Source organism: Pseudomonas sp. LBUM1645, from assembly GCF_059716185.1.
Genome location: NZ_CP166811.1, coordinates 4,727,202 through 4,751,052, shown reverse-complemented (window position 1 = coordinate 4,751,052; position 23,851 = coordinate 4,727,202). Strand labels below are relative to the sequence as shown.

Below are 23,851 nucleotides of genomic sequence, written 5' to 3'. Positions count from 1 at the left end.
CTGAAGATGACTGGATGCTGTCTTATTTTATGAAAAAAATCATCATGTTTTTTGAGCTGTTCAGCGACGCCCGAACAACTGGCCTTGTGGGATGCCGCGGTTGGCAGTTTGCGGGCGCTGGGCGGCGCTCAGGCGCAGGTGCAGTCGCAGCAGGTCGGCGGCGATCTCCAGCTGTCCGCGCTCTATGTGCGCGATGATTTGAAGATGTTCGCGCAGGGCTTCCTGGAGGCGGTGCACGCTGACGGTCGGAAGCAGGTTCGGCAGGCGCCGAAGGCTCTGATGCTGGAGCAGGGCGTCACCGATAAAACGGTTGCCGCAGCTCTGGCCAATCAGTTCATGGAAACTGATGTCCAGTTCGCGAAATTGCTGGATATCGAAATGCTCTACGGGGCTCGAGAGCAAGGTTTGCATAGCGCTTCGCAGTAACGCCAAGCGTTGTGGGTCGGCGTTGAAGTGCGGGCTGAGCAGGGCTTCCGGCTCCAGAATCAGTCGGAATTTGAGACTTTCTTCGAGGGCGGCAAGGCTGTTCAGTGAAGGGCGAAACAGCCAGGACTGGCCGGGACCGCGCTCGATGGCCTGGCTTTCACTCAGTTGTTGCAGGGCTTTTTGAGCGGCCGGCCGGCCGATGTCGTAACGACGCATCAATTCGCTGATGCTGATGCTGTCCCCGAGGCGTCCGGCCATGCGGTCGCGCAGCACCGAGGTCGCGAGCTCTTCTTCCTCGGCTTGTGGCAATGCAGCATTGAACGCCTGGCCGGTCGGTGGAGCGATCAGTCGATAGCCTTTGCCGGCTTCATGACTCAGCAGGTTTTCTTCCAGCAGCACTTTAAGTGCGCCACGAATCAGTGTGCGTGACACCTGGAATGTCCGCGCCAGCGCTTGTTCGGCGACCGGATCGCCGGCCGCCAGCCCGGTTTCCTGGGTGTGCTCCAGAATCCGGCGGGCGAGTTCCAGGTGGTTGGTGCGGGGTTTCTTCTCGGGTGTTGTGCTCAAGCGTCTGATCTCTTTTGGTCGCATCGACTCCGGTGCTCATCTTATGCCATGCATCGCAAAACCGTCAGGCGCAAAAAAAACCGTTGACATCGAATCGTGCTGGTCCTAATTTCTAAAAAAAAACACAAGCAATCGTTTCTCTTTACACCGTACTGCCTTCGAACACAAAAATAATCAATCGTCGGGTGAGTATTATGAGAAAGCTGAAAGGCCTTATGTGTCTGGGATTGAGCGTCTCCCTGGCGATCGCTTCACAGGCTGCAAGTGCAAAAGACATGGTGATTTCGATCTGGGACGGCTACATGGCCCCGGATGCGCTGGACACGTTCAAAGCGGCCAGCGGCGTTGACGTCGACAAGGCGTTGCACGCGACCAACGAAGAAATCATGGGCAAGCTGATGGCGTCTGGCGGTGAAGGCTATGACGTTGTGTTTGTCTCCTCTCCCTTCGCCGAAGTCCTGCACAAGCAAGGTCTGCTGGCCGATATCGATCCGGTCAAAGTCCCCAACCTGAAAAACCTCTACCCCGAAGCGACCCAGCTGGAATATGACCCGGGCAACCATTTCTCGGTGCCATACACTTGGGGCACCACCGGGATCTGCTACCGCTCCGACAAGGTCACGCCGGCGCCGGTGAGCTGGAACGAACTGCTCAACCCGAGCGATGCGCTCAAAGGCAAAGTGACGATGCTCGCCACCGACCGCTGGATGCTCGGCGCCGGGTTCCTGGCCAAGGGCTGGTCGGTCAATGACAACGATCCCAAACAGATCGCCGCCGTCCGCGATCAGTTGATCGCTACCAAGAAACGCATCCTCGCGTTCGACGACACCACCTTCTACTCCAAGCTCGCTTCCGGCGAATCGCTGATGGCGCACGCGTGGGATGGCTGGTGCAACTACGGCACCCAAGCCAATGCGGCCATCAAGTTTGTCGTGCCCAAGGAAGGTTCCGACCTTTGGGTGGACACCATGGTCGTGCTGAAAAGCTCGAAGCATCAGGAGGAGGCGTTCAAATTCGTCAACTTCATGCTCGCCAGGGAAAACCACGTTTGGGTGGCTGAAAACATCCTCTACAAAATCCCCAACCAGGCCGCAATGGCCGGTTTGTCCGCTGACCTGCTAAAGCAATACCCCAACTTGACGATCGCCCCGAGCGAGCTGTTGAAGATGGAACAGTTGCGCGATCTGGGTGGCACTACGCAAAAGGCCTACACCCGGGCCGTCACCGAAATCATGGCGGCACAGAACTAAGCCTCACAAAACGTAAGCCGCATCGATCCGAGGCATGCCCTGCATGCCTCGCCACGCTCGCAAGCCGCCTCCGTTCCGGGGCGGGAGGATATGGGTAATGAGTGCTTTGCATGCTGACAGGCGTCTGTCGGCCTGGCTTCTTGCGCCCGGCTTTGGCTGGCTGCTGACCTTTTTGGTGATTCCGTGCCTGCTGGTGCTGGTCTACAGCTTCGTCGAACGCGGTGCTTACGGTGGCATCGACTGGCTGTTCACCTGGGAAAACTACCAGCGCGCGTTCGATCCGCTGTACCTGGGCATCTTGCTCAAATCGGCAAAGATCGCCGGTCTGGCGACGGTGTTTGCGGTGCTGATCGGCTACCCGGCCGCCTACGCCATTGCCCGCGCACCACGGCGCCGGCAAGCGGTGTTCCTGTTTCTGGTGATGCTGCCGTTCTGGAGCAACTACCTGATCCGCACCTATGCCTGGATCGTCCTGCTTAATCGCGAAGGCTTGATCAACCGGATGCTGCAAATGTTCGGCTACAGCGGCGAACCGATCAGTTTGCTGTACACCGAAGCGTCGGTGGTGCTGGGACTGGTCTACAACTACATCCCGTTTGTGATCCTGGCGATTTTCTCTTCGCTGTCACGCATCAACAACGAACTCTGGGATGCGTCGAAAGACCTTGGTGCTTCGGGCTGGATGACTTTTCGCCGGATCATCCTGCCGCTGAGCGTTCCCGGTGTCGCCGCTGGAGCCGTGTTTGTCTTCGTCCTGAGCATCGGTAACTTCATTACCGCCGACCTGTTGGGCGGCAAGCAGGTGCAGATGGTTGGCAACCTTATTTACTCGCAATTCCTCACGGCGCGGGACTGGCCGTTCGGTGCAGCGCTGAGCTTCTTCCTGATCGCGATCATGCTAATTCTGTTGTTCGTTCAGGCACTGGTTGCCCGCCGTGCTGAAGGAGGCCGCGCATGAGTCAGTCACGTTCGGTTGGCGGCACGGTGCTCGGCACGCACTTGGGATTGGTGTATGCCTTCCTTTATGTACCAATCCTGGTGTTGATCCTGCTGTCGTTCAACAAGTCCGGTTTGCCCACGGCCTGGGGCGGCGTCTCGCTGAAGTGGTACGTGTCGCTGGCGCATAACTCGGCCATTTTATCGGCGGCCCTCAACACCTTGATCGTCGCGCTGTCAGCGACATTCATTGCCTGCGTACTCGGGACGTTCCTGGCGCTGGGCATCGAGTTGCGCCGCAAGGGCAATGACAAGGGGCAAGTCGTCGACACCTTGTTGATGGCGCCGATGATCATTCCCGACATCGTCCTGGCGATTGCGTTGCTGAGCTTTTTCAACCTGCTCAAGGTCGGGTTGGGCCTGCACTCGATCATCATCAGCCACGCCGTGTTCAACATCGCTTTCGTTTGCGCAGTGGTGCGCACGCGGCTCAAGCACTTCGACTATTCGATTCTCGAAGCCTCTATCGACCTAGGCGCGAGCTGGTTCACCACCTTTCGCCGGGTGCTGCTGCCAGCGATTTTCCCCGGCGTGCTGGCGGGTGGATTGCTCTCGTTCACCTTGTCGGTGGACGAATTCATCATCGCCTTTTTCAACTCCGGTTCCGGCCAGGCTTCCACCACGTTGCCGATGCAGATCTACGCCATGATCCGATTTGGCGTCACCCCGGAAATCAACGCTCTGGCGACGCTGGTGATGCTGGTCAGCATCACCGCGCTGCTGGCTTCGCAGCGTCTCAACAAGGCTCCTCGCACCCATGAATAATTCATCTGCGGTACTGATCCTGGACAAGGTCAGCAAGTCTTATGGCAATGGTCTGGCGGTTGACGAGGTGTCGCTGAACATCCGCGAGAACGAGTTCTTTGCGCTGCTGGGCCCGTCCGGCTGCGGCAAGACCACGCTGTTGCGCATGCTCGCCGGCTTCGAAACCCCCAGCGCCGGCTGCATCTATCTGGATGGCAAAGACATCTCGCCGCTGCCGGCCAACAAGCGTCCGTTGAACCTGATGTTCCAGTCCTATGCACTGTTTCCCAACATGACCGTGCGCAAGAACATCGCCTACGGGTTGGAGATGGAGCGTCTGCCTGAGTCGGAGATCCGTCGCCGGGTCGATGAAGTGCTGAGCACCGCGCAGCTCGGTGAGCTGGCGGACCGCAAACCGGATCAGCTCTCCGGTGGTCAACGTCAGCGTGTCGCACTGGCACGGGCGCTGGTTAAACGACCGCGGGTGTTGCTGCTCGATGAGCCGTTGGGCGCACTCGACAAAAAGCTGCGGGAAAAAATGCAGCTCGAACTCAAACGCCTGCAACTCGAGAGCGGCATCACTTTCATCATCGTCACCCACGATCAGGAAGAAGCGTTGGTGATGTCGGATCGCATGGCCGTGCTCGATGGCGGCAAGGTCTGCCAGTGCGGCAGCCCGACCGAACTCTATGAAAATCCCAACAGTCGATTTGTCGCCAACTTTATCGGCGTCAGCAACCTGTTTGAAGGCGTGCGCTCGGGCGAGCGCACGGTGCGTGTCAACGGTCAGGAGCTGGCAGTCGAGACCGACGCACCGTTGATTCCGGGGCAAAAGGTTGCCGTCGTCGTTCGCCCGGAACGTTTACAGGTGCTGGCGGAGGAGGGCGACGACTGTGCCAATCGGGTGACCGGCAACATCGTCGAAATCGCCTATCACGGCCTCGACACCAACGTGCATGTGCAAACGGCGCTCAGCGACAAGGCGCTGATCGTCCGGGTGCCGTCCTCGCAATTCGAATTTGCTCATTTTGCTATCGGTATGAGCGTCCGGCTCGGCTGGCAGGCTCGCCACGCCCGTGTTCTGACGCGCTGAACAATAAAAAAAGACCAGGCAGGAGTACCGCTCGATGAAACAGAAAGTGATCGCCTTCTTTCCGGAAGCCGCTTATGGCCCGGCGCTGAACTCAGTCGGCATCGCCCAGGCGTGCGAAGCCCTCGGCCACAAAGCTGTATTCCTCACCGACCCCGGCATGAGTGGCGTGTATGCCGGTTATGGTTTTGAAGAGCATATGGTCAACATGTCGGCGCCAATGCCCGCCGAAGAAATGGCCCGTTACTGGGTCGATTTCATCAACGGCCACATTCCCAACTTCCGCAAATCGCCACTTGATCAAATCGACAACTACGTAAAGGAATGCTGGGCCGCCATCGTCGACACCGCGAAGTGGGCGCAAAAGGATCTACTGGCGGTGCTGGACAAGGTCAAACCCGACTTGATCTGCGTCGACAACGTGATCCTGTTCCCTGCAATCAAGCAATACGGCAAGCCTTGGGTACGGATTATTTCCTGCTCGGAAAACGAAATCGAAGACCCGGATATCCCGCCGCACCTGTCGGGCATGAGCATCGACGACAAGGCCGGTCACGCACAGTTTCGGCAGCGCTTTGAAGACGTGATCGGGCCGATTCACGAAGACTTCAACCAGTTCCTGCAAGCCCATGGCGAGCAGCCGTATCCGCTAGGCACGTTCTTCGAAGCCTCGCCTTACATGAACCTGTTGCTGTACCCGGACGCGGTCAAGTTCGAGCGCCGTCATCCGTTGCCGGCCGAGCGCTTCCACTACCTGCAAGGGTGCGTGCGTCACGATACGACGTACGAGATTCCCGAGTTCCGCGCCAACAACGACAAACCATTGCTCTACGTCAGTTTTGGCAGCCTCGGTTCCGGCGACGTCGATCTGCTCCAGCGTCTGATCACCGCCGTCGGCAAGTTGCCTTACCGCGCGCTGTTCAATGTCGGCGAGCACCTCGATGAATACCCGGACCTGCCGGACAACGTGCTGATCTCCAACTGGTTCCCGCAGCCGTCGGTGATTGCCCAGGTCGATGCGGTGATCCACCACGGCGGCAACAACAGCTTTACCGAGTGCCTGTTCTTCGGCAAACCGGCGATTGTCATGTCGTACGTCTGGGACGGTCACGACAACGCCATGCGCGCCGAAGAAAGCGGTCACGGTTTCAAGCTCGATCGCTACGACTGGAGCGAAGCGCAGTTGGCGGAAAAACTCGCCGCCTGCCTCAACGACGAAGCGATGCGCCAACGTTTGCAGCACACCAGCGTGCACATGCAATCACGCAAAGGGCCCGCGGACGCGGCCGCCATTCTCGACAAGGTGCTTAACAATGCCTGAGCAAAACACCACGGCGGGCATCACGCCGTACCTCGAAGCCGTCAGTAGTCGCACCGACCTGGTGGACTGGGGCGTGCAGAGCGACGCCATCGAAGGCGTTTCGCACTCCAGCGGCCGACTGTTGTTCAAAGGCCCGAATAACAGTCCGGAAACCGGGCTTTGGGTCTGCACGCCCGGTCGCTGGCGGCTGTCGATTCCCCGCGACGAGCTGTGCCATTTCATCGCAGGCCATGCCACTTACCGCAATGACGACGGTGAAGTGATCGAAGTTCGTCCCAACACACTGGTGTTGTTCCCGGCTGGCTGGACCGGCGAATGCCACGTCCGGGAAACCCTGCGCAACGTTTACATGCTGGCTTGATCCGTAACGCAACTTGTAGCAGCTGGCGAAGCCTGCGTTCGGCTGCGAAGCAGTCGTCAAATCAGGCGGCGCGGTGTTTCAGGAAGACCTCGCGCTCAGGTTTTACGACTGCTTCGCAGCCGAACGCAGGCTTCGCCAGCTGCTACAAAAAGCGTGTTTCGCCTGAGCCTTTATTTTTTGGAGAGCAACAATGACTACCCCGTTTCTGTACGACCCGCTGAGCATCACCGACGTCAAGGATTGGGGTGTGATCCCGACCATGCTCGAAGGTCAATCCCATGTCTCTGGCGTGGTGCTGCACAAAGGCCCCGAAGGCCAGTCTGAGTGCGGTGTGTGGATCTGCACGCCGGGTAAATGGTTTTGCCATGTCACCAGCGACGAGTTCTGCCATTTTCTCGAAGGCCGCTGCACTTATGTCCATGAGTCCGGCGAAGTGATCGAGATCAAACCCGACACGGCGGCCTTTTTCCGCAAGGACTGGAAAGGCGTATGCACCGTCCATGAGACGGTGAAAAAGGTCTACATGATCCGGTGATTGCCATGACTGAAACACGTGCGTTATCGCCAACTCGCGAGGACCAGCGTGCAGCCTTTCTGGCGCGTGCCGGCTTCGCCGAGGCGCAGCTGGTTGCGTTGCCGGCGGATGCCTCGACCCGGCGCTATTTTCGCTTGAGCGGCGAGGGTCTGTTGCTGATGGACTCGCCACCGCACAGCGAGCCGATCGGTCCGTTTGTGCAGGTCGCCCGTCACTTGCACGGGCTGGGGCTTTCCGCTCCGGCCCTGGTGCAGGTTGACGAAGAGGCGGGTTTGGCGCTGATCGAAGATTTCGGTCACGACACCTACACCCGATTGTTGGCGGCGGGGCATCCCGAAGCGGCGCTGTATCGCTTGGCCGTCGATGCGTTGGTGGCGTTGCATCGCGCACCACCGGCGGCAGAAATGGCGCCCTACGATGCCCGGCAACTGAGTGACGAGTGTGCGCTGCTGATCGACTGGTACATCCCGCTGCTGATTGGCAAGGACGCTGCACTCGACCTGCGCGAGTCGTTTCTGAAACTGTTCGCCGAGGCTTGCAGCGATGTCGCCCAGCGTCGCGAAGCACTGGTGTTGCGCGACTTTCACGTCGACAACCTGATGCTGCTGGAAGGCCGCGAAGGCGTCGCCGCCTGCGGGCTGCTGGATTTTCAGGACGCACTGATCGGTGCGGCAGCGTACGACTTGATGTCGTTGCTTGAAGACGCTCGCCGCGACATGCCCGAAGCATTGCGCGTGGCGCTGCTGACGCACTACCTGATGCAACGTCCGGAGCTCAATGCGCCGCGTTTTCTCGAGGATTACCGGCGGCTGGCCGCCCAGCGTCACGCCAAGGTGCTGGGTATTTTTGTGCGCCTGGCGGGCCGCGACGGCAAGCACGGTTACCTGGCGCATCTGCCGCGCACCCTCGGTTTGTTTGTTCGAGCGCTGGACGCTGAGGCCTTTGCTCCGCTGCGCGATTGGCTCAACCGGCACGTACCGGGTTGGCGCGAGGATCTATCGCCCGCGACCTTGGCGACGTTGCGCGAAACCCCTTATCGATTGGTTCAAGGATCATCCCATGGCCACGTTTAACACTGACACTGCCCTGCGTTTCATCAATTCCGAGTACCTGCCCCTGACGAATACCCGCGCGCGCGAAGTGCTTGACCCGGCGACGCTGCAACCGGTCGGGCAGGTCGGCCTGTGCGGCGAAGCCGACGTGCAAGCCGCCGTCGATGCCGCCACCGCTGCGCAAAAACAATGGCGGTTGATCGACGCCAAAAGCCGTGCCGCGCGTTTGCATCAGTTGGCCAATGCCATCGAACAGAACGTCGCCTGTAATCGTGAAGTCGCGCGGTTGATGACCCTGGAAATGGGCAAGCCGTTTCCAGAAGCCATGGGCGAATTGGCGAACTGCGCGCCGATCTTTCGCTACTACGCGGAAATGGCCCGGGACGATGCGGGCAAGGTCGCCGGCACCACGCAGATCGGCTCGTTCCAGCATGTGCGTTACGAGCCGTACGGCGTCAGCGTGCACATCATGCCGTTCAACTTTCCGATCCTGTTGATGTGCTGGACGGTCGCTGCATCGCTGGCGGCGGGTAACGCCTGCATCGTCAAACCGGCCGAAGCCACAACCCTTTGCACGCTCAAGTTCATGGAGCATTTCACCTCGTTGTTGCCGGGGCTGGTGTCTTGCGTTCCGGGCGATGCGGTGACTGCACAGTTGCTGGTGAAGTCGACCGGCACTCACGCGGTCGCCTTTACCGGCAGCGTCGCGGCGGGCAAAGCGGTGGCTGTGGCCTGTGCAGAACAGATGAAACCGTGCGTGATCGAGGCCGGTGGCAGCGACCCGCTGATCATCTCCAGACACGCGCCACTGGACGTCGCGGCGGCGGGAGCGGTGACCGCTGCGTTCCACCTGAGCGGGCAGATTTGCACCTCGGCAGAGCGCTTCTACGTGGTCGATGAGATCCACGATGAGTTCGTCGCGAAGTTCGCCGATCGTACGCGCGCCTTGCGCATTGGCCATGGTCTGGAGCGTACGGAAATCGGGCCGATGGTCAGTGAGGCCGCACGCAACAAGGTCATGCGCCTGGTCGACGACGCCGTGGCCAAAGGTGCAACGCTGGTGTGCGGCGGGCGGATTCCGCCACAGCACACGGTGGGCTGGTTCTATGAACCGACCATTCTCACCGGTGTGACCCGCGACATGGAGATTCTCCAGGAAGAGTGTTTCGGCCCCGTCGCGGCGATTTGCCGTGTCAGCGATTTCGACGAAGCGGTGCGTCTGGCCAATGACTCGCCGTTCGGTCTCGGCGCATCGCTGTTCACAACCGATCTTGCCGAAGCCATGGAAGCTGCCGAGCGTCTCGAAGCCGGGATGGTCTGGGTCAACAACCCACTGATTGACAACGACGCGCTGCCGTTTGGTGGCTGGAAGATGTCGGGTCTGGGACGCGAACTCGGGCGTCAGGGCCTTGAAGCGTTCCGTCGCTCGAAAATGGTCATCATCGATCACCAGCCGAAGATTCAGGACTGGTGGTATCCGTATGCCGACGACGTGTTCTATCGCGATCAGGTTTAACGCCGCGGTACTTGGGAGGATCGCAATGAGCGACAACATTTCCTGGTCAACCCTGGCGGTGATTCTCGCGGCCGGGCAGGGCACTCGCATGCGTTCGCAGCTGCCGAAAGTCATGCACCCGGTGGGTAATCGACCGCTGCTTGGCCATGTGCTGGCGGCGGTCGAGGCGGCGGGCATTGAGCAAGTAGCGGTGGTGCTGGGGGCTGGCAGTCGGCCGGTTACCGATTACTTGCAAGTGGCCGCGCCCACGGCGCAGCTGTTTACCCAGCACGAACAATTGGGCACGGCGCACGCGTTGCTCGCCGCCCGCGCCGCGTTGCAGGCCCAAGAGCAGGGCTGCGTGCTGGTGCTGTTTGGCGACTCACCGTTGATCAGCCCGCAGACGTTGTTGCAGTTACGTCAGACGCTGATCGACGGTGCAGCGGTTGCGGTTGCCGGGTTTCACACTGAACGTCCCGGGCCTTACGGGCGACTGCTGGTGGAAGAGGGGCGTTTGCTGGCGATCCGCGAAGCCAAGGACGCCAGCCCGCAAGAATTGGACGTCGGCTTCTGCAATGGCGGTGTCATGGGTTTGCGTGCCGACACCTGTCTCTGGTTGCTGGAACGCATCGGCAACCAAAACGCGCAAGGCGAGTACTACCTCACCGACGCGGTGGCCGTGGCCAACAGCGCGGGACTGCAAGTGACGGCGGTGGAGGTCGATGAAGACGACGTGCTCGGGGTTAATGATCGCGAGCAATTGCATGCTGCCGAACAGCTTTTCCAGCAGCGTCGACGCCAGGCGGTCATGCAGTCGGGCGTCAGCCTGATGGCGGCGGATACGGTGTTCTTCAGTGCTGATACGCAGCTGGCGAGGGACGTATGTATCGAACCTTGCGTGGTGTTTGGACCGGGGGTGAGCGTGGGCAGCGGGGTGCGGGTCGACGCGTTCAGTCGTCTGGAAAATATTCGGCTGGAGCAGCCGCAGAATGAAGGAGTTTGCCATGCGTGATTATCAACGGCTGTACATCGGCGGCGAATGGATCGCGCCGGTACAGCGGGGCGTTTTCGAGACCGTTGACCCGAACGATGAATCGGTTCTGGCGCAGGTCGCTGCCGCCACGTCGGAAGATATCGACCTGGCTGTCAGCGCCGCGCGCAAGGCATTCGACGAAGGTGACTGGCCGCGCTGGACAGGCGCGCAGCGGGCACACGTACTGCGGCGAATCGCCGAAGGCATCCGTGCGCGTCAGGACGAATTGGCCGCCATCGAAGTACGCGACAACGGCAAACCGCTGCCGGAAGCGCTGTGGGACATCGCCGACACGGCCGGTTGTTTCGACTTCTATGCAGGCCTCGCCGAAGGTTCGGATCAACACAGCGAGCAGTCGATCGGTTTGACGGATGAACGCTTCAGTTCCTCGGCGATCAAGGAACCGGTGGGCGTGGTCGCAGCGATCATTCCGTGGAATTTCCCGATGCTGATGGCGTCGTGGAAAGTCGCTCCAGCACTGGCGGCTGGCTGCACCGTGGTGCTCAAGCCGTCGGAACTCACACCGCTGACCGCCCTTGAACTGGCGGGCATTGCCGATCAGGCAGGCTTGCCGGCGGGTGTATTGAATGTCGTCACTGGTCTGGGGCGTGAGGCTGGCGCACCGCTGGCCGAACACCCGGACGTGGACAAGATCGCCTTCACCGGCAGCGTGCCGACCGGGCGCAAGATCATGCAAGCGGCAGCGGCCGAGATCAAAAACATCAGTCTGGAGCTAGGCGGTAAATCGCCCTTCGTGATCTTCGCCGACAGTGACCTCGACGCTGCGGTGGAATGGATTCTATTCGGGATATTCTGGAATCAGGGCCAGGTCTGTTCGGCCACTTCGCGCGTCTTGGTGGAGCGCGCGTTATACCCGGCGTTGCTGGAGCGTTTGATCGCTGCCACCGAGCAGATCCAGATCGGCCAAGGCTTTACCGACGGCGTGAAACTCGGGCCGCTGGTCAGCCAAGGGCAATTGGACAAAGTCCTTGAAGCGATTGCGGCCGGTCAGGAAGAGGGCGCGCGGCTGGTCTCGGGCGGCACTCGTCCGGCCCATCTACAAAAGGGCTACTACCTGACCCCGGCGATTTTCGCCGATGTGCCGGAACAGAGTTCGGTGTGGCGCGAGGAGATTTTCGGCCCGGTGGTGTGCCTGCGCGCATTCGACACGGAAGCCGAAGCGATTCGCCTGGCCAATGATTCGCCCTTCGGCCTGGCAGCGGCAGTCATGTCGCGTGATATTCCACGCTGCGAACGGGTCGCCCGACGCTTTCGCGCCGGGATCGTCTGGGTCAACTGCTCGCAACCGACCTTCGTGGAAGCACCTTGGGGCGGCTACAAGCAGAGCGGTATTGGCCGCGAGCTGGGTGAGTGGGGTTACAGCAACTACCTCGAAACCAAGCAGATCACCCGATACAACGGCGGGGCCTGGGGCTGGTATTTGAGTTGACTCCCTTTGCCCAACCCTGGCCCCCTCACGACAGAGCACGTTTTTATCATTGACTAGGCAACCCGCGACATGAGGCCTAAAAGAAGCCCAACGGATTGATGTCGTAGCTCACCAGCAGGTTTTTGGTCTGCTGATAATGATCGAGCATCATTTTGTGGGTTTCACGACCGACGCCGGATTTTTTGTAACCGCCGAACGCGGCGTGCGCCGGGTACAGGTGGTAGCAGTTGGTCCACACGCGACCGGCCTTGATGGCGCGGCCCATGCGATAGGCGCGGTTGATGTCGCGGGTCCAGAGGCCGGCACCCAGGCCGAACTCGGTGTCGTTGGCGATGGCCAGGGCTTCGGCTTCGTCCTTGAAGGTGGTGATGCTCACCACCGGGCCAAAGATTTCTTCCTGGAACACGCGCATTTTGTTGGTGCCCTTGAGCAGGGTCGGCTGGATGTAATACCCGGTCGCCAGGCTGCCCTCGAGTTTTTCCACCTTGCCGCCGGTCAGCAGCTCGGCGCCTTCGCCCTTGGCGATTTCCAGGTACGAAAGGATTTTGTCGAATTGCTGCTCGGACGCCTGGGCGCCGACCATGGTGTCGGTGTCCAGCGGGTCGCCACGTTTGATCGACAGCACTTTTTTCATCACGACTTTCATGAAGTCGTCGTAGATCGACTCTTGCACCAATGCACGGGAAGGGCAGGTGCAGACTTCGCCTTGGTTGAAGAACGCCAGCACCAGGCCTTCAGCAGCTTTTTCGATGAAGGACGGCTCGGCCTTCATGATGTCTTCGAAGAAGATGTTTGGCGACTTGCCACCCAGCTCCACGGTGGACGGAATGATGTTTTCGGCGGCGCATTTCATGATGTGCGAGCCGACCGGGGTCGAGCCGGTGAAGGCGATCTTGGCGATGCGTTTGCTGGTGGCCAGCGCTTCGCCGGCTTCTCTGCCGAAGCCTTGCACCACGTTCAGCACGCCCGGCGGCAGCAGGTCGCCGATCAGCTCCATGAGCACGGTAATGCCCAGTGGCGTTTGTTCGGCAGGCTTGAGTACCACGCAGTTGCCGGCCGCCAGGGCCGGGGCGAGTTTCCAGGCGGCCATCAGGATCGGGAAGTTCCACGGAATGATCTGCCCGACCACGCCCAGCGGTTCATGGATGTGATACGCCACGGTGTTGCCATCAATCTCGGCGGCGCTGCCTTCCTGGGCGCGGATGCAACCGGCGAAGTAGCGGAAATGGTCGGCCGCCAGCGGGATGTCGGCGTTGAGGGTTTCACGCACGGCTTTGCCGTTGTCCCAGGATTCGGTGATTGCCAGGATTTCGAGGTTCTGTTCGATGCGGTCGGCGATTTTCAGCAGCACCAGCGAGCGCGCCTGGGCGGACGTGGCGCCCCAGGCATCGGCGGCCGCGTGGGCAGCGTCCAGGGCTTTTTCGATGTCTTCGGCCGTGGAGCGCGGGAATTCGGCAATCGGTTGGCCATTCACTGGCGAGGTATTGGTGAAGTACTGACCTTTAACAGGCGCGACGAACTCGCCGCCGATGTAGTTACCGTATTTACTCTTGAACGAAACGATGGCACCGGGAGTGCCAGGTTGGGCGTAGATCATGATGAGACTCTCTTGTTGTTATCCGTTGCGGCCGTCCGTGGACGGCCACTGTCAGCGTCAGCCGCCGTATGGCGTCAGGAACCCTGAGGGGTTTCACCGCGCGCCAGACGGGCATTGATGTCTTCGATGACTGCCGGCAACTCGACGATGGTGTCGATCAGATAGTGCGGGCGAGAGCCTTCGAACATCTTGATGATGCGGGCACGTTCTTCGGCCAGCTTGTCGGAGGGCAACGCCTTGTACTGTTCGTAGGTCAAGCCCAGCGCGTTGCCGGAGCAGGTCAATGCGACTGTCCACATGCCTGCGCTACGACCTTCGAGAATGCCGGGCCAAGTGTCGTCGACCTTCACGCAAGCCGCGACGTCACTGATCCCCAAGGCGATAACGTTGGCCAATGCCTGCGCCGGGTGCGGGCGACCATTGGGCACTTCGTCGGTCGCTACCACATGGTCGGCGACGTAGCCGTTCTGTCGCGCCAGCTCCACCACTTTTGCCATGACGACTGCCGGGTAACCGGAACACGAACCGATTTTCAGGCCCTTGTCGCGCAAGGCATCGATGGCATCCAGTGCTCCGGGAATCAAGGCTGAGTGCAGGGCGATCTTCTCGATTTGCAGCGGCATGAAACGCTCATAAAGCGCCGTGACATCATCATCGGTCGGCAGGCGACCGAAGACCGCACGGTAGCGTTCGGCGATCTGTGGCTGGTTGCATAACGTGCGGATGTGGTCCCACTTTCCCATGCCCATGGGGCCACGTGCTTCCTCCAGCGAAACGGCTACGCCAAACTCGGCGAACGCTTCGACGAAAATTTGGGTCGGTGCGAAGGAACCGAAATCAACGACGGTGCCCGCCCAGTCCAGAACAACGGCTTGCAGGTGAGTGGGTTGTTTGTAGTGCATGACGAATCTCCATTTTTGGGTATGGGTAGGCCGTCCCTCTCGTCACCAGGAGGTAAGCCTATTGATTGTTGAAACGCGTTACGGAATCAGGTTGTCGGTATTGGACTGGAGTCGAACAACTCCGCGATCATTGGCCGGTTTCTTCGAATACCCAGGCAGCACAGGTGGTAGTCGATCGAAAACGGATGATTGACGAAGGTGATCGGCTTGGTGCCCGGCGTTTCGGCGTACTCGACGGCCGAAACGAAACCGATGCCGATGCCCTTGGCGATGGCATGGACAATGGCTTCACGACTGTTCAACTGCATGACGCAGTTCAGGGCGACGTCCAGGCGCTTGCAGCTCTCTTCCACCAGTTGGCGTGTGCGAGAGCTTTTTTCGCGAAGGACCCACTTCTCGCTGCTGATCTGCTCGACATGCACCTCTTTCTGACTGGCCCAGGGATGGTCGTCGCGGACGACGGCAATAATCGGATAGCGTCGATAAAGCTGAGTATCAAAGCGCTGGTCGAATTCGGAGAGCGCAAGAATCGCCACATCGATATCGAAGTTGAAGAGACGGTCCAGCGTTTCTTTTTCGGGAGAAAACGACGTTTCCAGCTCGATGTCCGGATGCTGCTGCATCAATTCGTAAGTCAGGTTCATCGCAATGGGAGGAGAGACTGCACCCAAGCGCAGCATGCCTGTCTTGCGTTGCTTGAAACTTTGCAGAAGTTGCACCGCTTCATCCTCTTGGCCGAATAGCCCCTGGGTGATCGCATAGAGCTTGTGTCCCGCCGAACTCATTTCGATAAAACGGCCTCGACGATGAAAGAGTTCCACGGAGAACTTCTTCTCCAGCGCGTTGACCTGTTCACTTACAGTCGGCTGACCAACGCTCAGGTACTCGGCGGCGAGGGTGAAGCTGCCAGTCTTCGCCACCGCATGAAAGGAACGTAACCACTTGTGGTACTGGTACATAGAAGATCCTGTTCCTGAGTCGTTGTCTGTCTACAAGCATCCCCGCTGCGCAATCAGCGTCTGATGAACAACGCGACCGCCGCACTGCACAGGCATGCAGCGGTGACCACGATGAAGATCAATGAAGTATTGCCGGTACTGTCGAGCATACTGCCGATCAGCGGTTCCGCCAGGCCGGCGAACAGATAGGAAGAGAAGTTCATAACGCCGGTTGCCGTGCCAGCTCGCTTTGCGCCGACCAGGTCTGGGCAGAGCGCCCAGAAACTCGACGCCGGGCCGTAAACGAAGAAACCACAGAGGAACAGCGCCACCAGGCCAATTGCGCTATGAGGCGGGAGGCTCCACATCCACAGGCTGGTCGCTGCACCGAGGAACATGTAGAGCATGATCGCCAGGTAGCGTTTGGAGCCGAACAGCTTGTCCGAAACCCAGCCATTACTGAGGGCGCCGATGGCCATGCCCACCGGCAGGGCAACCGTAATCCATTTCGGATCGATCATGCTGTCGCCGCTCTTCCAGTTGGCACCCAGAAAGTGCACCGGCACCCAGACGATCAAGCCATAGCGAGCAGCGTTCTGGAATCCCAGGGATACCGCGGCGATGATCAAACGAAAGTTCTTTAGAACGGCTTTGTAGCGTTGCGCGGACGATTCGACTTCACCGTGTGCCACTTCGTGGTCTTTGTCATCGGCATTGGCTACGCCGGTATCGGCGAGCGGTTCGAAACCCATGTCCTGCGGACGCTCACGGGCCACCAGATAGAAGATGATGCCGCCAGCCAGCATCAGCAGCACGGGCAACCGGAAGATCCAGCGCCACTCCAGATGCATCACCTCAAGCACAACGATTGAGGTCACGTAAGAAAGGACAGAGGCGCAACCGGCGGCAAACACGTAAAAGCCATACACCTTGCCGCGCTCGCCGGCACTCCACCAATTGGAGATGAGTCGACTCCCGGGCGCCCAGCCCAATGCCTGGAAATAACCGTTGATACCCCAAGGCAAGATCAGAGCGGCAAAACCACCGGCAAAGCTGGTCACCCAGTTGGCGCCACAGGACAGTACGGCACCCAAGGTCATGATGCGTCTGCCGCCGAATTTGTCGGCAAGGTTGCCGTTGATTGCCTGGCCAATGGCATAGGCCCAGAGCATGGCGGCCGAAGCCCACCCGAGGTGCTCCTTGGTAAATCCGAACTCGGCCTGGATACCCGGAATGGCGAAACCGAATGTCTGTCGACCGGTGTAGAAAAACAGATAGCAGAACATCGCCGCCAGCAGCATGCGCCACTGGGCTACTCGGAACGATGAGGTGCGCACTGCGAGTCCAGGCATGGTATGGGCACGATTCATGATCTTTTCCTTATTATTGTTCGGTCCCCCCGAATGGCGTCGGAGGGTGCACTCTTTTGTGGGTGCGGCAGGAAATCGTCGCGGCTCGTCACGCCGCTGACAGTGCTTGGTTGGGGTTGGCAGGCGCTAGGCCGCCTGTGAGCCGATGAAGTTTTTGCCTCTGGCGCCCTGCATGGCGAAATTGATCATTTCCTCGGCTTCCGATGGCGTTACACCGTAGTCGGCAAACTCCGTCTTCACTCCCAGGCTATGCAGGAACTCGCGCAATTGGTCTTGAGCGCTCTGCAGGTCGTTGCCGAATATTCGCTGAAGGGTTCGGTCGCGCGCTTCGTCGTGACCCCAGGCGAGGCCCAACACCAGCGGCAGAGTGAAGGAGCAGGCGATACCATGCGGCAGGCCGTAGCGCAGGGTCATTTCGTAAGAGATCGAATGGGCCAGTGCAGTTTTGGTATTGGAGAATGCCAACCCTGCCTTGAGTGCAGCCAATGCCATGCGCGATCGTAGCTCCCTGCTGGACAAGTCATGACGCAACAGCGGCAGGCATTCCAGGATGTCCTCGATGGCGGAGATGGCGAAGGTGTCCGAGATCGGGTTGGCATTGATGTTCCAGATCGACTCCAGCGCATGAGACAGGGCATCCAGGCCCGTTGAAACAGTGACCCCCGCCGGAACCGTCAGCATTAACTGCGGATCGACAATGGCTACTTTCGGCCAGGTGCTGTCCAGGTGCAGAGAGTATTTCCTGTGGCTGGCCGAGTCCCAGATGGTGGCCCAAGGGGTAACTTCACTGCCGGTACCCGCCGTGGTCGGGGCCGCAATCAGTAACTTGCTACGCGCCGGGACGAAGGGTTTACCCGTTGCCAGCAACGCGAGCAATTCATCAAAACGACCCGACTCGGTGCCCACGATCAACGCCTTGGCGGTGTCGATGGCGCTGCCTCCGCCCACAGCGATGACGGCGTGGCATTCGCCGGCCTCCTGCCAAAAGCGCTCATAAGTATCGCGCAGTTGAGCCACGTCCGGATTGGGCTGGACATCCTCGATGACGTACACCAATCGGTCGCCCAGCAGGTCCTCAATACGATCGACCAATCCCAGCCCGCGAGCTTCGGGAAAGGTGACAAGGGCGACTTTTTGGTTTTCGGTGATAGAGGCAAGCTCGAGAAGGCTGCCCCAGCCGAAACGTGTATCAACTGGATTGTGGAATCGGGCAGTCATGGCGGGTCCTTTGTTTTTGTTGTTGGAGGTGGCTCCATACTCGGGGGACGCCGACGACAGCTCAAATCGATAATTCGCAGGCTTTAATCGGCTGAACCGATAACAGGTCAGAGCGAAGGCTTGCTCGTAACCGGCTCGACATCGCCCATTCGGACTAGGCAAGCCTGACGATTCTCTCGTGTTCCCCTGGCACCAAACTCGAAGGCCAGAGGGGTGTCGCTTCATGCGTGCCCCGCCTAACGAGCAGAAGGCGCCGCGATGGAGTTTGCATTCAGCGACGAACAGGAAATGATCCGCGCATCGGCCGAGGGCTTCCTCGCCGATGTCTCGGATTCTGCCGCCGTGCGAGCGGCGATGGTCAGTGAGCGAGGTTTTGACGAGGCGCTCTGGCAGCGCCTGTGCCGCGAAATGTACTGGCCGGCGATTCATATTCCCGAAGCGTACGGTGGTCTGGGACTGGGCTTTGTCGAGCTGTCGATTTTGCTGGAACAGATGGGCCGGCGCTTGCTGTGTTCGCCGTTCTTCGCCACCGCCTGCATGGCCACACCGGCGCTGTTGCTGGCCGCCAACGAACAACAAAAACAACGCTGGCTGCCGTTGATCGCCGACGGCAGCCTCACCGCTACGCTGGCCTTCAGCAGCGCCAACGGCTGGGCGGCCAAGGATGTTCAGGCCACGGTGGTGACCGAGGGCGAGGGTTTTGTGCTTGATGGAACTCTCAATCATGTGCTCGACGGGCACAGCGCTGACCTCTTGATCATCGCCGCACGGGTTCCCGGATCGACCGGCGAGGCGGGCATCAGTCTGTTCGCCGTGGACGCGGACCAGGCAGGGATCGAGCGTCAAATGTTGCCGACCATGGACCAGACCCGTCGTCAGGCACGGATTCAGCTCAAGGGGCTGTACCTCAGCGCTGACTGCCTGCTCGGTGAGTTCGGCGCGGGCTGGCCGCACCTGGAACGGGTGCTGCAACTGGCTTGCATCGGCTTGGCTGCCGAACAGACCGGTGGCGCGCAGCAGGTGCTCGACCTGAGCGTGGCCTACATGCAGGAACGCCAGCAGTTCGGTCGACCCATCGCCAGTTTCCAGGCGCTCAAACACCGTGCCGCCGACATGATGCTGCAGGTCGAATGCGCACGTTCGGCCAGTTATTACGCGGCCTGCGTGGCCCAGGAAGTCCTCGATCCCGAAGGCGACCCACAGGTGGCCGCCGAGCTGCCGCTGGCAGCGGCGCTGGCCAAGGCGCAGTGCTCCGAAACCTATTTCCACTGCGCTTCCGAGTCGATCCAGTTGCACGGCGGCGTTGGTTTCACCTGGGAATACGATCCGCACCTCTACTTCAAACGTGCCCGCGCCAGCGAAAGCTTTCTCGGCGCACCTGCCTGGCATCGCGAGCGCATTGCCGTGGCGATTCTTGGGGAGCAACCATGAAAATCAGTTTCAGCGAACAGGACGAATGCTTCCGTCAGGAAGTGGCCGACTGGTTGAGCGTGAACCTGTGCGGTGAATTCGAGCCCCTGCGTTTTCGCGGTGGCCCGGGTGACGAACATATGTTTCCCGAGGAACGCAAAGCCTGGGAACGCAAACTGGCAGAGGGCGGCTGGACATGTGTGGGCTGGGCGCCGGAGCACGGTGGGCGTGGTCTGTCGATCAGCCAGCAAGTGATTTTCCACGAAGAGTACGCCCGCGCTGGCGGCCCGGGACGCATGGGGCATATCGGCGAAGGGCTGGCCGGACCGACCATTGCCGCGTTCGGCACTGCCGAGCAGCAACAGCGCTTTCTGCCGGGCATCGTCAACGGCACGTCCTTCTGGTGCCAGGGCTATTCCGAACCGGGGGCCGGGTCCGACCTGGCCAACGTCAAGACCCGCGCGGTGCTTGATGAAGCCCGCGGCACTTGGGTGATCAACGGACAAAAAGTCTGGACCTCCCTGGCCCATGAGTCGGACTGGTGTTTTGTGATCGCCCGCACCGAGCCCGGCAGCGTCGGTCATCGCGGTTTGTCGTTCCTGCTAGTGCCCATGGCTCAGGCAGAGATTAGCGTGCGCCCGATCGAGCAACTGACCGGCACCTCGGAGTTCAATGAAGTGTTCTTCGACAACGCCCGAACCGATGCCGCGAACATCGTCGGCTTGCCGGGCGAGGGCTGGAAGATCGCGATGGCGTTGCTCGGTTTCGAGCGCGGGGTATCGACCCTCGGCCAGCAGATGCAATTTCACAATGAACTGAATGAAATCATCGCCATCGCCCGGGTCAATGGCGCCGCGCGTGACCCGATCCTGCGCCAGCGCCTGGCCGAAGCCTGGAGCGGACTGCGGATCATGCGCTACAACTCGCTGCGCATGCTGTCCGGGGCGCAGGACGGGTCGCTACGCAAGGAAGCGACCATCTACAAACTGTTCTGGTCCACTTGGCACGCCAGCCTCGGCAAGCTGGCGATGGACGTCCTCGGCGCCGAGGCCGAGGTGCTTGAGGCCGCGCCTTACCAACTCACCCGTTTGCAATCGCTGTACCTGTTCAGTCGCGCCGACACCCTCTACGGCGGCAGCAACGAGATCCAGCGCAACATCATCGCCGAGCGCGCCCTGGGAATGCCCAAAGAACCGCGCCTGCGCACCTGACCAAGGAGTTTTCCATGTCTGTTCCTCACTATGTTGCAGGTCACGGCCTGCTGCGTGACAAGTCGGTGCTGATCACGGCCGCGGCCGGGGCCGGTATCGGTTTTTCCGCCGCGGTGCGTGCCGCCGAGGAGGGTTGCCGCGCCTTGATGATCAGCGATATCCATGAAGGCCGGCTGAGCGACGCGGTGTCGAAAATCCGCGAAACGACCGGTCTGCAACAGGTCTTCGGTCAGGTCTGCAATGTCGCTGACGAAGCTCAGGTTCAACAGCTGATTGCCTGCGCCGAGCGCGATCTGCAGGGCGTCGATGTGCTGATCAACAACGCCGGTCTTGGTGGTTCACGGCTGCTGGTGGACATGACGGATGAGGAGTGGAGCCGGGTCCTCGATGTGACGCTCACCGGCACCATGCGCATGACCCGTGCGATGTTGCCGAAGATGATCGAGCGGCGCGCCGGGGTCATCGTCAACAACGCTTCGGTGCTGGGCTGGCGGGCGCAGAAAGAGCAGTCGCACTACGCCGCGGCCAAGGCCGGGGTCATGGCGTTGACCCGTTGCGCCGCGGTCGAGGCCGCCGACCATGGGATCCGCATCAACGCGGTGAGCCCGAGCATTGCGTTGCACGATTTCCTGCGTAAGTCCGCCCCTCAGGCGGTGCTTGATCAACTCGCCGCCAACGAAGCGTTTGGTCGTGCCGCCGAGGTTTGGGAAGTGGCCAACGTGATGATGTTTCTGGCCAGCGACTACAGCTCCTACATGACCGGCGAAGTGTTGTCGGTGTCCAGTCAGAGGGCTTGAACATGCCACGTATTTTCGACACGCCCCTCGCCTTGCACGATGCCGTGGGAGAGGTGCTGGGCGTCAGCGACTGGCTGGTTCTTGCACAGGACCGCATCGACCGGTTCGCCGAGGCGACCGGTGATCACCAGTGGATTCACGTCGATCCGCTCAAAGCAGCCAGCGGTCCCTTTGGCGCCTGCATCGCCCATGGTTATCTAAGCTTGGCGTTGGTGAATCTGTTTTTACCGCAGATCGTCGAGGTGCGCGGCATTGCCATGGGTGTCAATTATGGCTGCGAGCGGGTGCGCTTTCCCACGGTGGTGCGTGTTGGCTCGCGGGTGCGCGGCAGTGCGCAATTGATGGCGGTCGAGGAGGTCAAGGGCGGCGTTCAGGCGACCATTCGCGTCAGCGTCGAAATCGACGGCGAGGAACGTCCCGGCTGTGTGGTCGACACCATCAGCCGTTACTACCCCGCGTGAACCCTTTAGCAGAACATTCGAGGAATCCAGCATGAAAGAAGCCGTCATCGTTTCGACCGCCCGTACCCCGATCGGCAAAGCCTTTCGCGGTGCATTCAATGATACCGACGCCCCGCAGCTCGGCGGCCATGTGGTGCGCGAAGCCGTGCGTCGCGCCGGCATCGAGCCGGGCGAAGTGGACGATGTGATCATCGGCGCGGCGGCGCAGCAGGGCACGCAGTCTTATAACTTGGGGCGTCTGTGCGCGATTGCCGGCGGCTTGCCGACCACGGTCGCGGGGATGTCGGTCGAGCGCCAGTGTTCATCGGGGCTGATGAGCATTGCCATGGCAGCCAAAGGCATCATGTGCGACGAAATCGACATTGCCGTGGCCGGTGGCCTGGAGTCGATTTCGCTGGTGCAGAACAAGCACAAGAACCTGTACCGCAATCAGTCAGGCTCGGTGATTGAGCTGGATCCGCACGCTTATATCCCAATGATCGAAACCGGCGAGATCGTCTCCGCGCGCTACGGCATTTCCCGCGAGGAACAGGACGAATACAGCTATCAGAGCCAGGTGCGTACCGCGCTGGCCCAGAGTAATGGATTGTTCGACCGTGAACTCGCGCCGCTGACCAGCCGCAAGGCGATCTTCGACAAGGCCAGTGGCGAAACGAGCTTTGAGACCGTCACCCTGCTGCGCGACGAGTGCAACCGCATCGACACCACCCGCGAAAGCCTGAGTGCGCTGGAACCGGTGTGGCCGGGCGGTCAGTGGAGTGAAAAGAGCCGCTTCATCACGGCCGGCAACGCCTCGCAACTGTCCGACGGTGCTTCGGCCTCGGTGTTGATGAGTGCCAAATTGGCCGAGAAACGTGGCCTGGAGCCGCTGGGGATTTATCGCGGGATGGCGGTCGCTGGCTGCAACTCCGACGAGATGGGCATCGGCCCGGTCTACGCCATCCCGAAACTGCTCAAGCGCCATGGACTGACCGTGGACCACATTGGCCTCTGGGAGTTGAACGAGGCGTTCGCCTGTCAGGTGCTGTATTGCCGCGACACCCTGGGCATTCCCGCTGAACGCATGAACGTCAACGGTGGTGCGATTTCGGTGGGCCATCCTTTCGGCATGTCCGGTGCGCGGATGGTCGGTCACGCGTTGGTCGAGGGGCAGCGCCGCGGTTTGCGTTACGTGGTAGTGAGCATGTGCATCGGCGGTGGCATGGGTGCCGCCGCACTGTTCGAGGTGGTCTGAATGATCAGTGCACAACAGATTCAAGCGACCATGGCGCGTTATGTGGAATTGGTGGCCGCCGGTGATATCGACGGGATCATTGCGCTTTACAGCGAGGATGCAGTGGTCGAAGACCCGGTCGGCAAGGCGCCGATTCAGGGGCTTGTTGCCATCGAACGTTTCTACCGCGAAGGGCTGGGCGCGAGCAAGGTCTCGGCGACCCTGACCGGTCCGGTTCGGGCGACGTTGAACGGTTGTGGGGCGATGCCGTTTCGGGTCGATATGGAATGGGCCGGGCAACCGTGCTCGCTTCATGTGATCGACGTGATGGAGTTCGATGCGGACGGCAAGATTGGCTCGATGAAAGCCTATTGGAGCGAAGTCAACCTGACCGCCCAAAGCCACGCATAAATC

23 protein-coding genes are annotated in these 23,851 nt (G+C 60.4%); 17 read left to right on the top strand and 6 right to left on the bottom strand.

Features of this window, described 5'->3' with window-relative positions; genetic code table 11:
- Nucleotides 1-60: 60 nt before the first annotated feature.
- The gene (locus ACA079_RS21395; protein ID WP_497700861.1) at nt 61-993 is read right to left on the bottom strand and encodes a GntR family transcriptional regulator; all 933 of its coding nucleotides are present in this window, start codon (nt 991-993) and stop codon (nt 61-63) included.
- A 275-nt stretch (nt 994-1,268) separates the two neighbouring features.
- On the opposite strand from ACA079_RS21395, the gene ACA079_RS21390 reads away from it, so the two are divergent.
- From ACA079_RS21390 to ACA079_RS21340, 11 genes are all read left to right on the top strand, one after another.
- Nucleotides 1,269-2,243, top strand: a complete 975-nt coding sequence (locus tag ACA079_RS21390; RefSeq protein WP_497700860.1) for a polyamine ABC transporter substrate-binding protein — start codon at nt 1,269-1,271, stop codon at nt 2,241-2,243.
- A 97-nt stretch (nt 2,244-2,340) separates the two neighbouring features.
- A complete protein-coding gene (locus tag ACA079_RS21385) occupies nt 2,341-3,201 on the top strand; it encodes an ABC transporter permease (RefSeq protein WP_008145697.1) in 861 nt (286 codons plus the stop codon).
- Nucleotides 3,198-4,004 (top strand): ABC transporter permease, encoded by an 807-nt coding sequence (locus ACA079_RS21380; protein ID WP_497700859.1) that lies wholly within the window; start codon nt 3,198-3,200, stop codon nt 4,002-4,004. Before ACA079_RS21385 ends, ACA079_RS21380 begins: the two co-directional genes overlap by 4 nt.
- A complete protein-coding gene (locus ACA079_RS21375; RefSeq protein ID WP_497700858.1) occupies nt 3,997-5,076 on the top strand; it encodes an ABC transporter ATP-binding protein in 1,080 nt (359 codons plus the stop codon). Before ACA079_RS21380 ends, ACA079_RS21375 begins: the two co-directional genes overlap by 8 nt.
- Nucleotides 5,077-5,110: 34 nt before the next feature.
- Nucleotides 5,111-6,394, top strand: coding sequence for a nucleotide disphospho-sugar-binding domain-containing protein (locus ACA079_RS21370; RefSeq protein WP_497700857.1), 1,284 nt, complete (start codon nt 5,111-5,113; stop codon nt 6,392-6,394).
- Entirely contained in the window at nt 6,387-6,755 is a 369-nt protein-coding gene (locus ACA079_RS21365; protein WP_497700856.1) for a cupin domain-containing protein, read from the top strand. Before ACA079_RS21370 ends, ACA079_RS21365 begins: the two co-directional genes overlap by 8 nt.
- Nucleotides 6,756-6,945: 190 nt before the next feature.
- Entirely contained in the window at nt 6,946-7,290 is a 345-nt protein-coding gene (locus ACA079_RS21360) for a cupin domain-containing protein (RefSeq protein ID WP_008145703.1), read from the top strand.
- Nucleotides 7,291-7,295: 5 nt separating this feature from the next.
- The gene (locus ACA079_RS21355; RefSeq protein ID WP_497700855.1) at nt 7,296-8,363 is read left to right on the top strand and encodes an aminoglycoside phosphotransferase family protein; all 1,068 of its coding nucleotides are present in this window, start codon (nt 7,296-7,298) and stop codon (nt 8,361-8,363) included.
- Nucleotides 8,350-9,858 (top strand): aldehyde dehydrogenase family protein, encoded by a 1,509-nt coding sequence (locus ACA079_RS21350; RefSeq protein ID WP_497700854.1) that lies wholly within the window; start codon nt 8,350-8,352, stop codon nt 9,856-9,858. Before ACA079_RS21355 ends, ACA079_RS21350 begins: the two co-directional genes overlap by 14 nt.
- Before the next feature lie 25 nt (nt 9,859-9,883).
- Nucleotides 9,884-10,849 carry an NTP transferase domain-containing protein gene (locus ACA079_RS21345; protein ID WP_497700853.1) on the top strand — a complete coding sequence of 322 codons (966 nt, stop codon included), beginning with the start codon at nt 9,884-9,886 and terminating at the stop codon, nt 10,847-10,849.
- On the top strand, nt 10,842-12,320 hold the full coding sequence (locus tag ACA079_RS21340; RefSeq protein ID WP_497700852.1) for an aldehyde dehydrogenase family protein: 1,479 nt from the start codon (nt 10,842-10,844) through the stop codon (nt 12,318-12,320). The genes ACA079_RS21345 and ACA079_RS21340 overlap by 8 nt, the downstream gene beginning before the upstream one ends.
- A gap of 76 nt (nt 12,321-12,396) precedes the next feature.
- On the opposite strand, the gene exaC is transcribed toward ACA079_RS21340, so the two are convergent.
- From exaC to psrA, 5 genes are all read right to left on the bottom strand, one after another.
- Entirely contained in the window at nt 12,397-13,917 is a 1,521-nt protein-coding gene (exaC, locus tag ACA079_RS21335) for an acetaldehyde dehydrogenase ExaC (RefSeq protein WP_497700851.1), read from the bottom strand.
- A 74-nt stretch (nt 13,918-13,991) separates the two neighbouring features.
- Nucleotides 13,992-14,819, bottom strand: coding sequence for a phosphonoacetaldehyde hydrolase (gene phnX, locus ACA079_RS21330; RefSeq protein ID WP_497700850.1), 828 nt, complete (start codon nt 14,817-14,819; stop codon nt 13,992-13,994).
- Nucleotides 14,820-14,905: 86 nt separating this feature from the next.
- Nucleotides 14,906-15,778: a LysR substrate-binding domain-containing protein gene (locus ACA079_RS21325; RefSeq protein WP_497700849.1), complete on the bottom strand. Its 873-nt coding sequence runs from the start codon at nt 15,776-15,778 to the stop codon at nt 14,906-14,908.
- A gap of 53 nt (nt 15,779-15,831) precedes the next feature.
- The gene (locus ACA079_RS21320; RefSeq protein ID WP_497700848.1) at nt 15,832-17,127 is read right to left on the bottom strand and encodes an MFS transporter; all 1,296 of its coding nucleotides are present in this window, start codon (nt 17,125-17,127) and stop codon (nt 15,832-15,834) included.
- A gap of 126 nt (nt 17,128-17,253) precedes the next feature.
- The gene (psrA, locus tag ACA079_RS21315; RefSeq protein ID WP_497700847.1) at nt 17,254-18,345 is read right to left on the bottom strand and encodes an iron-containing alcohol dehydrogenase PsrA; all 1,092 of its coding nucleotides are present in this window, start codon (nt 18,343-18,345) and stop codon (nt 17,254-17,256) included.
- 258 nt (nt 18,346-18,603) lie between these two features.
- Here psrA and ACA079_RS21310 point away from each other — a divergent pair, with 258 nt between their 5' ends.
- Genes ACA079_RS21310 through ACA079_RS21285 form a run of 6 tightly spaced genes read left to right on the top strand, consistent with a single transcriptional unit; the run spans nt 18,604 to nt 23,848 of the window.
- Entirely contained in the window at nt 18,604-19,776 is a 1,173-nt protein-coding gene (locus ACA079_RS21310; protein ID WP_497700846.1) for an acyl-CoA dehydrogenase family protein, read from the top strand.
- Nucleotides 19,773-20,966, top strand: coding sequence for an acyl-CoA dehydrogenase family protein (locus ACA079_RS21305; protein ID WP_497700845.1), 1,194 nt, complete (start codon nt 19,773-19,775; stop codon nt 20,964-20,966). The genes ACA079_RS21310 and ACA079_RS21305 overlap by 4 nt, the downstream gene beginning before the upstream one ends.
- 14 nt (nt 20,967-20,980) lie before the next feature.
- Nucleotides 20,981-21,763, top strand: a complete 783-nt coding sequence (locus ACA079_RS21300; protein ID WP_497700844.1) for an SDR family oxidoreductase — start codon at nt 20,981-20,983, stop codon at nt 21,761-21,763.
- Between the two features lie 2 nt (nt 21,764-21,765).
- A complete protein-coding gene (locus ACA079_RS21295) occupies nt 21,766-22,224 on the top strand; it encodes a MaoC family dehydratase (protein ID WP_095128537.1) in 459 nt (152 codons plus the stop codon).
- A gap of 31 nt (nt 22,225-22,255) precedes the next feature.
- Nucleotides 22,256-23,458, top strand: a complete 1,203-nt coding sequence (locus ACA079_RS21290) for an acetyl-CoA C-acyltransferase (RefSeq protein ID WP_497700843.1) — start codon at nt 22,256-22,258, stop codon at nt 23,456-23,458.
- Nucleotides 23,459-23,848 (top strand): steroid Delta-isomerase, encoded by a 390-nt coding sequence (locus ACA079_RS21285; protein ID WP_497700842.1) that lies wholly within the window; start codon nt 23,459-23,461, stop codon nt 23,846-23,848.
- The last annotated feature ends 3 nt before the right edge of the window (nt 23,849-23,851 follow it).

Excerpts from the sequence above, each read along its gene's own strand:
- ACA079_RS21310 (WP_497700846.1), top strand. The coding sequence starts at position 18,604 with ATGGAGTTTGCATTCAGCGACGAACAGGAAATGATCCGCGCATCGGCC.
- ACA079_RS21380 (WP_497700859.1), top strand. The coding sequence starts at position 3,198 with ATGAGTCAGTCACGTTCGGTTGGCGGCACGGTGCTCGGCACGCACTTG.
- ACA079_RS21360 (WP_008145703.1), top strand. The coding sequence starts at position 6,946 with ATGACTACCCCGTTTCTGTACGACCCGCTGAGCATCACCGACGTCAAG.
- ACA079_RS21340 (WP_497700852.1), top strand. The coding sequence starts at position 10,842 with ATGCGTGATTATCAACGGCTGTACATCGGCGGCGAATGGATCGCGCCG.
- ACA079_RS21375 (WP_497700858.1), top strand. The coding sequence starts at position 3,997 with ATGAATAATTCATCTGCGGTACTGATCCTGGACAAGGTCAGCAAGTCT.
- ACA079_RS21290 (WP_497700843.1), top strand. The coding sequence starts at position 22,256 with ATGAAAGAAGCCGTCATCGTTTCGACCGCCCGTACCCCGATCGGCAAA.
- ACA079_RS21285 (WP_497700842.1), top strand. The coding sequence starts at position 23,459 with ATGATCAGTGCACAACAGATTCAAGCGACCATGGCGCGTTATGTGGAA.
- exaC (WP_497700851.1), bottom strand. The coding sequence starts at position 13,917 with ATGATCTACGCCCAACCTGGCACTCCCGGTGCCATCGTTTCGTTCAAG.
- psrA (WP_497700847.1), bottom strand. The coding sequence starts at position 18,345 with ATGACTGCCCGATTCCACAATCCAGTTGATACACGTTTCGGCTGGGGC.
- ACA079_RS21390 (WP_497700860.1), top strand. The coding sequence starts at position 1,269 with ATGGTGATTTCGATCTGGGACGGCTACATGGCCCCGGATGCGCTGGAC.
- phnX (WP_497700850.1), bottom strand. The coding sequence starts at position 14,819 with ATGCACTACAAACAACCCACTCACCTGCAAGCCGTTGTTCTGGACTGG.
- ACA079_RS21350 (WP_497700854.1), top strand. The coding sequence starts at position 8,350 with ATGGCCACGTTTAACACTGACACTGCCCTGCGTTTCATCAATTCCGAG.
- ACA079_RS21305 (WP_497700845.1), top strand. The coding sequence starts at position 19,773 with ATGAAAATCAGTTTCAGCGAACAGGACGAATGCTTCCGTCAGGAAGTG.
- ACA079_RS21355 (WP_497700855.1), top strand. The coding sequence starts at position 7,296 with ATGACTGAAACACGTGCGTTATCGCCAACTCGCGAGGACCAGCGTGCA.
- ACA079_RS21385 (WP_008145697.1), top strand. The coding sequence starts at position 2,341 with ATGAGTGCTTTGCATGCTGACAGGCGTCTGTCGGCCTGGCTTCTTGCG.
- ACA079_RS21295 (WP_095128537.1), top strand. The coding sequence starts at position 21,766 with ATGCCACGTATTTTCGACACGCCCCTCGCCTTGCACGATGCCGTGGGA.
- ACA079_RS21345 (WP_497700853.1), top strand. The coding sequence starts at position 9,884 with ATGAGCGACAACATTTCCTGGTCAACCCTGGCGGTGATTCTCGCGGCC.
- ACA079_RS21300 (WP_497700844.1), top strand. The coding sequence starts at position 20,981 with ATGTCTGTTCCTCACTATGTTGCAGGTCACGGCCTGCTGCGTGACAAG.
- ACA079_RS21365 (WP_497700856.1), top strand. The coding sequence starts at position 6,387 with ATGCCTGAGCAAAACACCACGGCGGGCATCACGCCGTACCTCGAAGCC.
- ACA079_RS21320 (WP_497700848.1), bottom strand. The coding sequence starts at position 17,127 with ATGAATCGTGCCCATACCATGCCTGGACTCGCAGTGCGCACCTCATCG.
- ACA079_RS21370 (WP_497700857.1), top strand. The coding sequence starts at position 5,111 with ATGAAACAGAAAGTGATCGCCTTCTTTCCGGAAGCCGCTTATGGCCCG.
- ACA079_RS21325 (WP_497700849.1), bottom strand. The coding sequence starts at position 15,778 with ATGTACCAGTACCACAAGTGGTTACGTTCCTTTCATGCGGTGGCGAAG.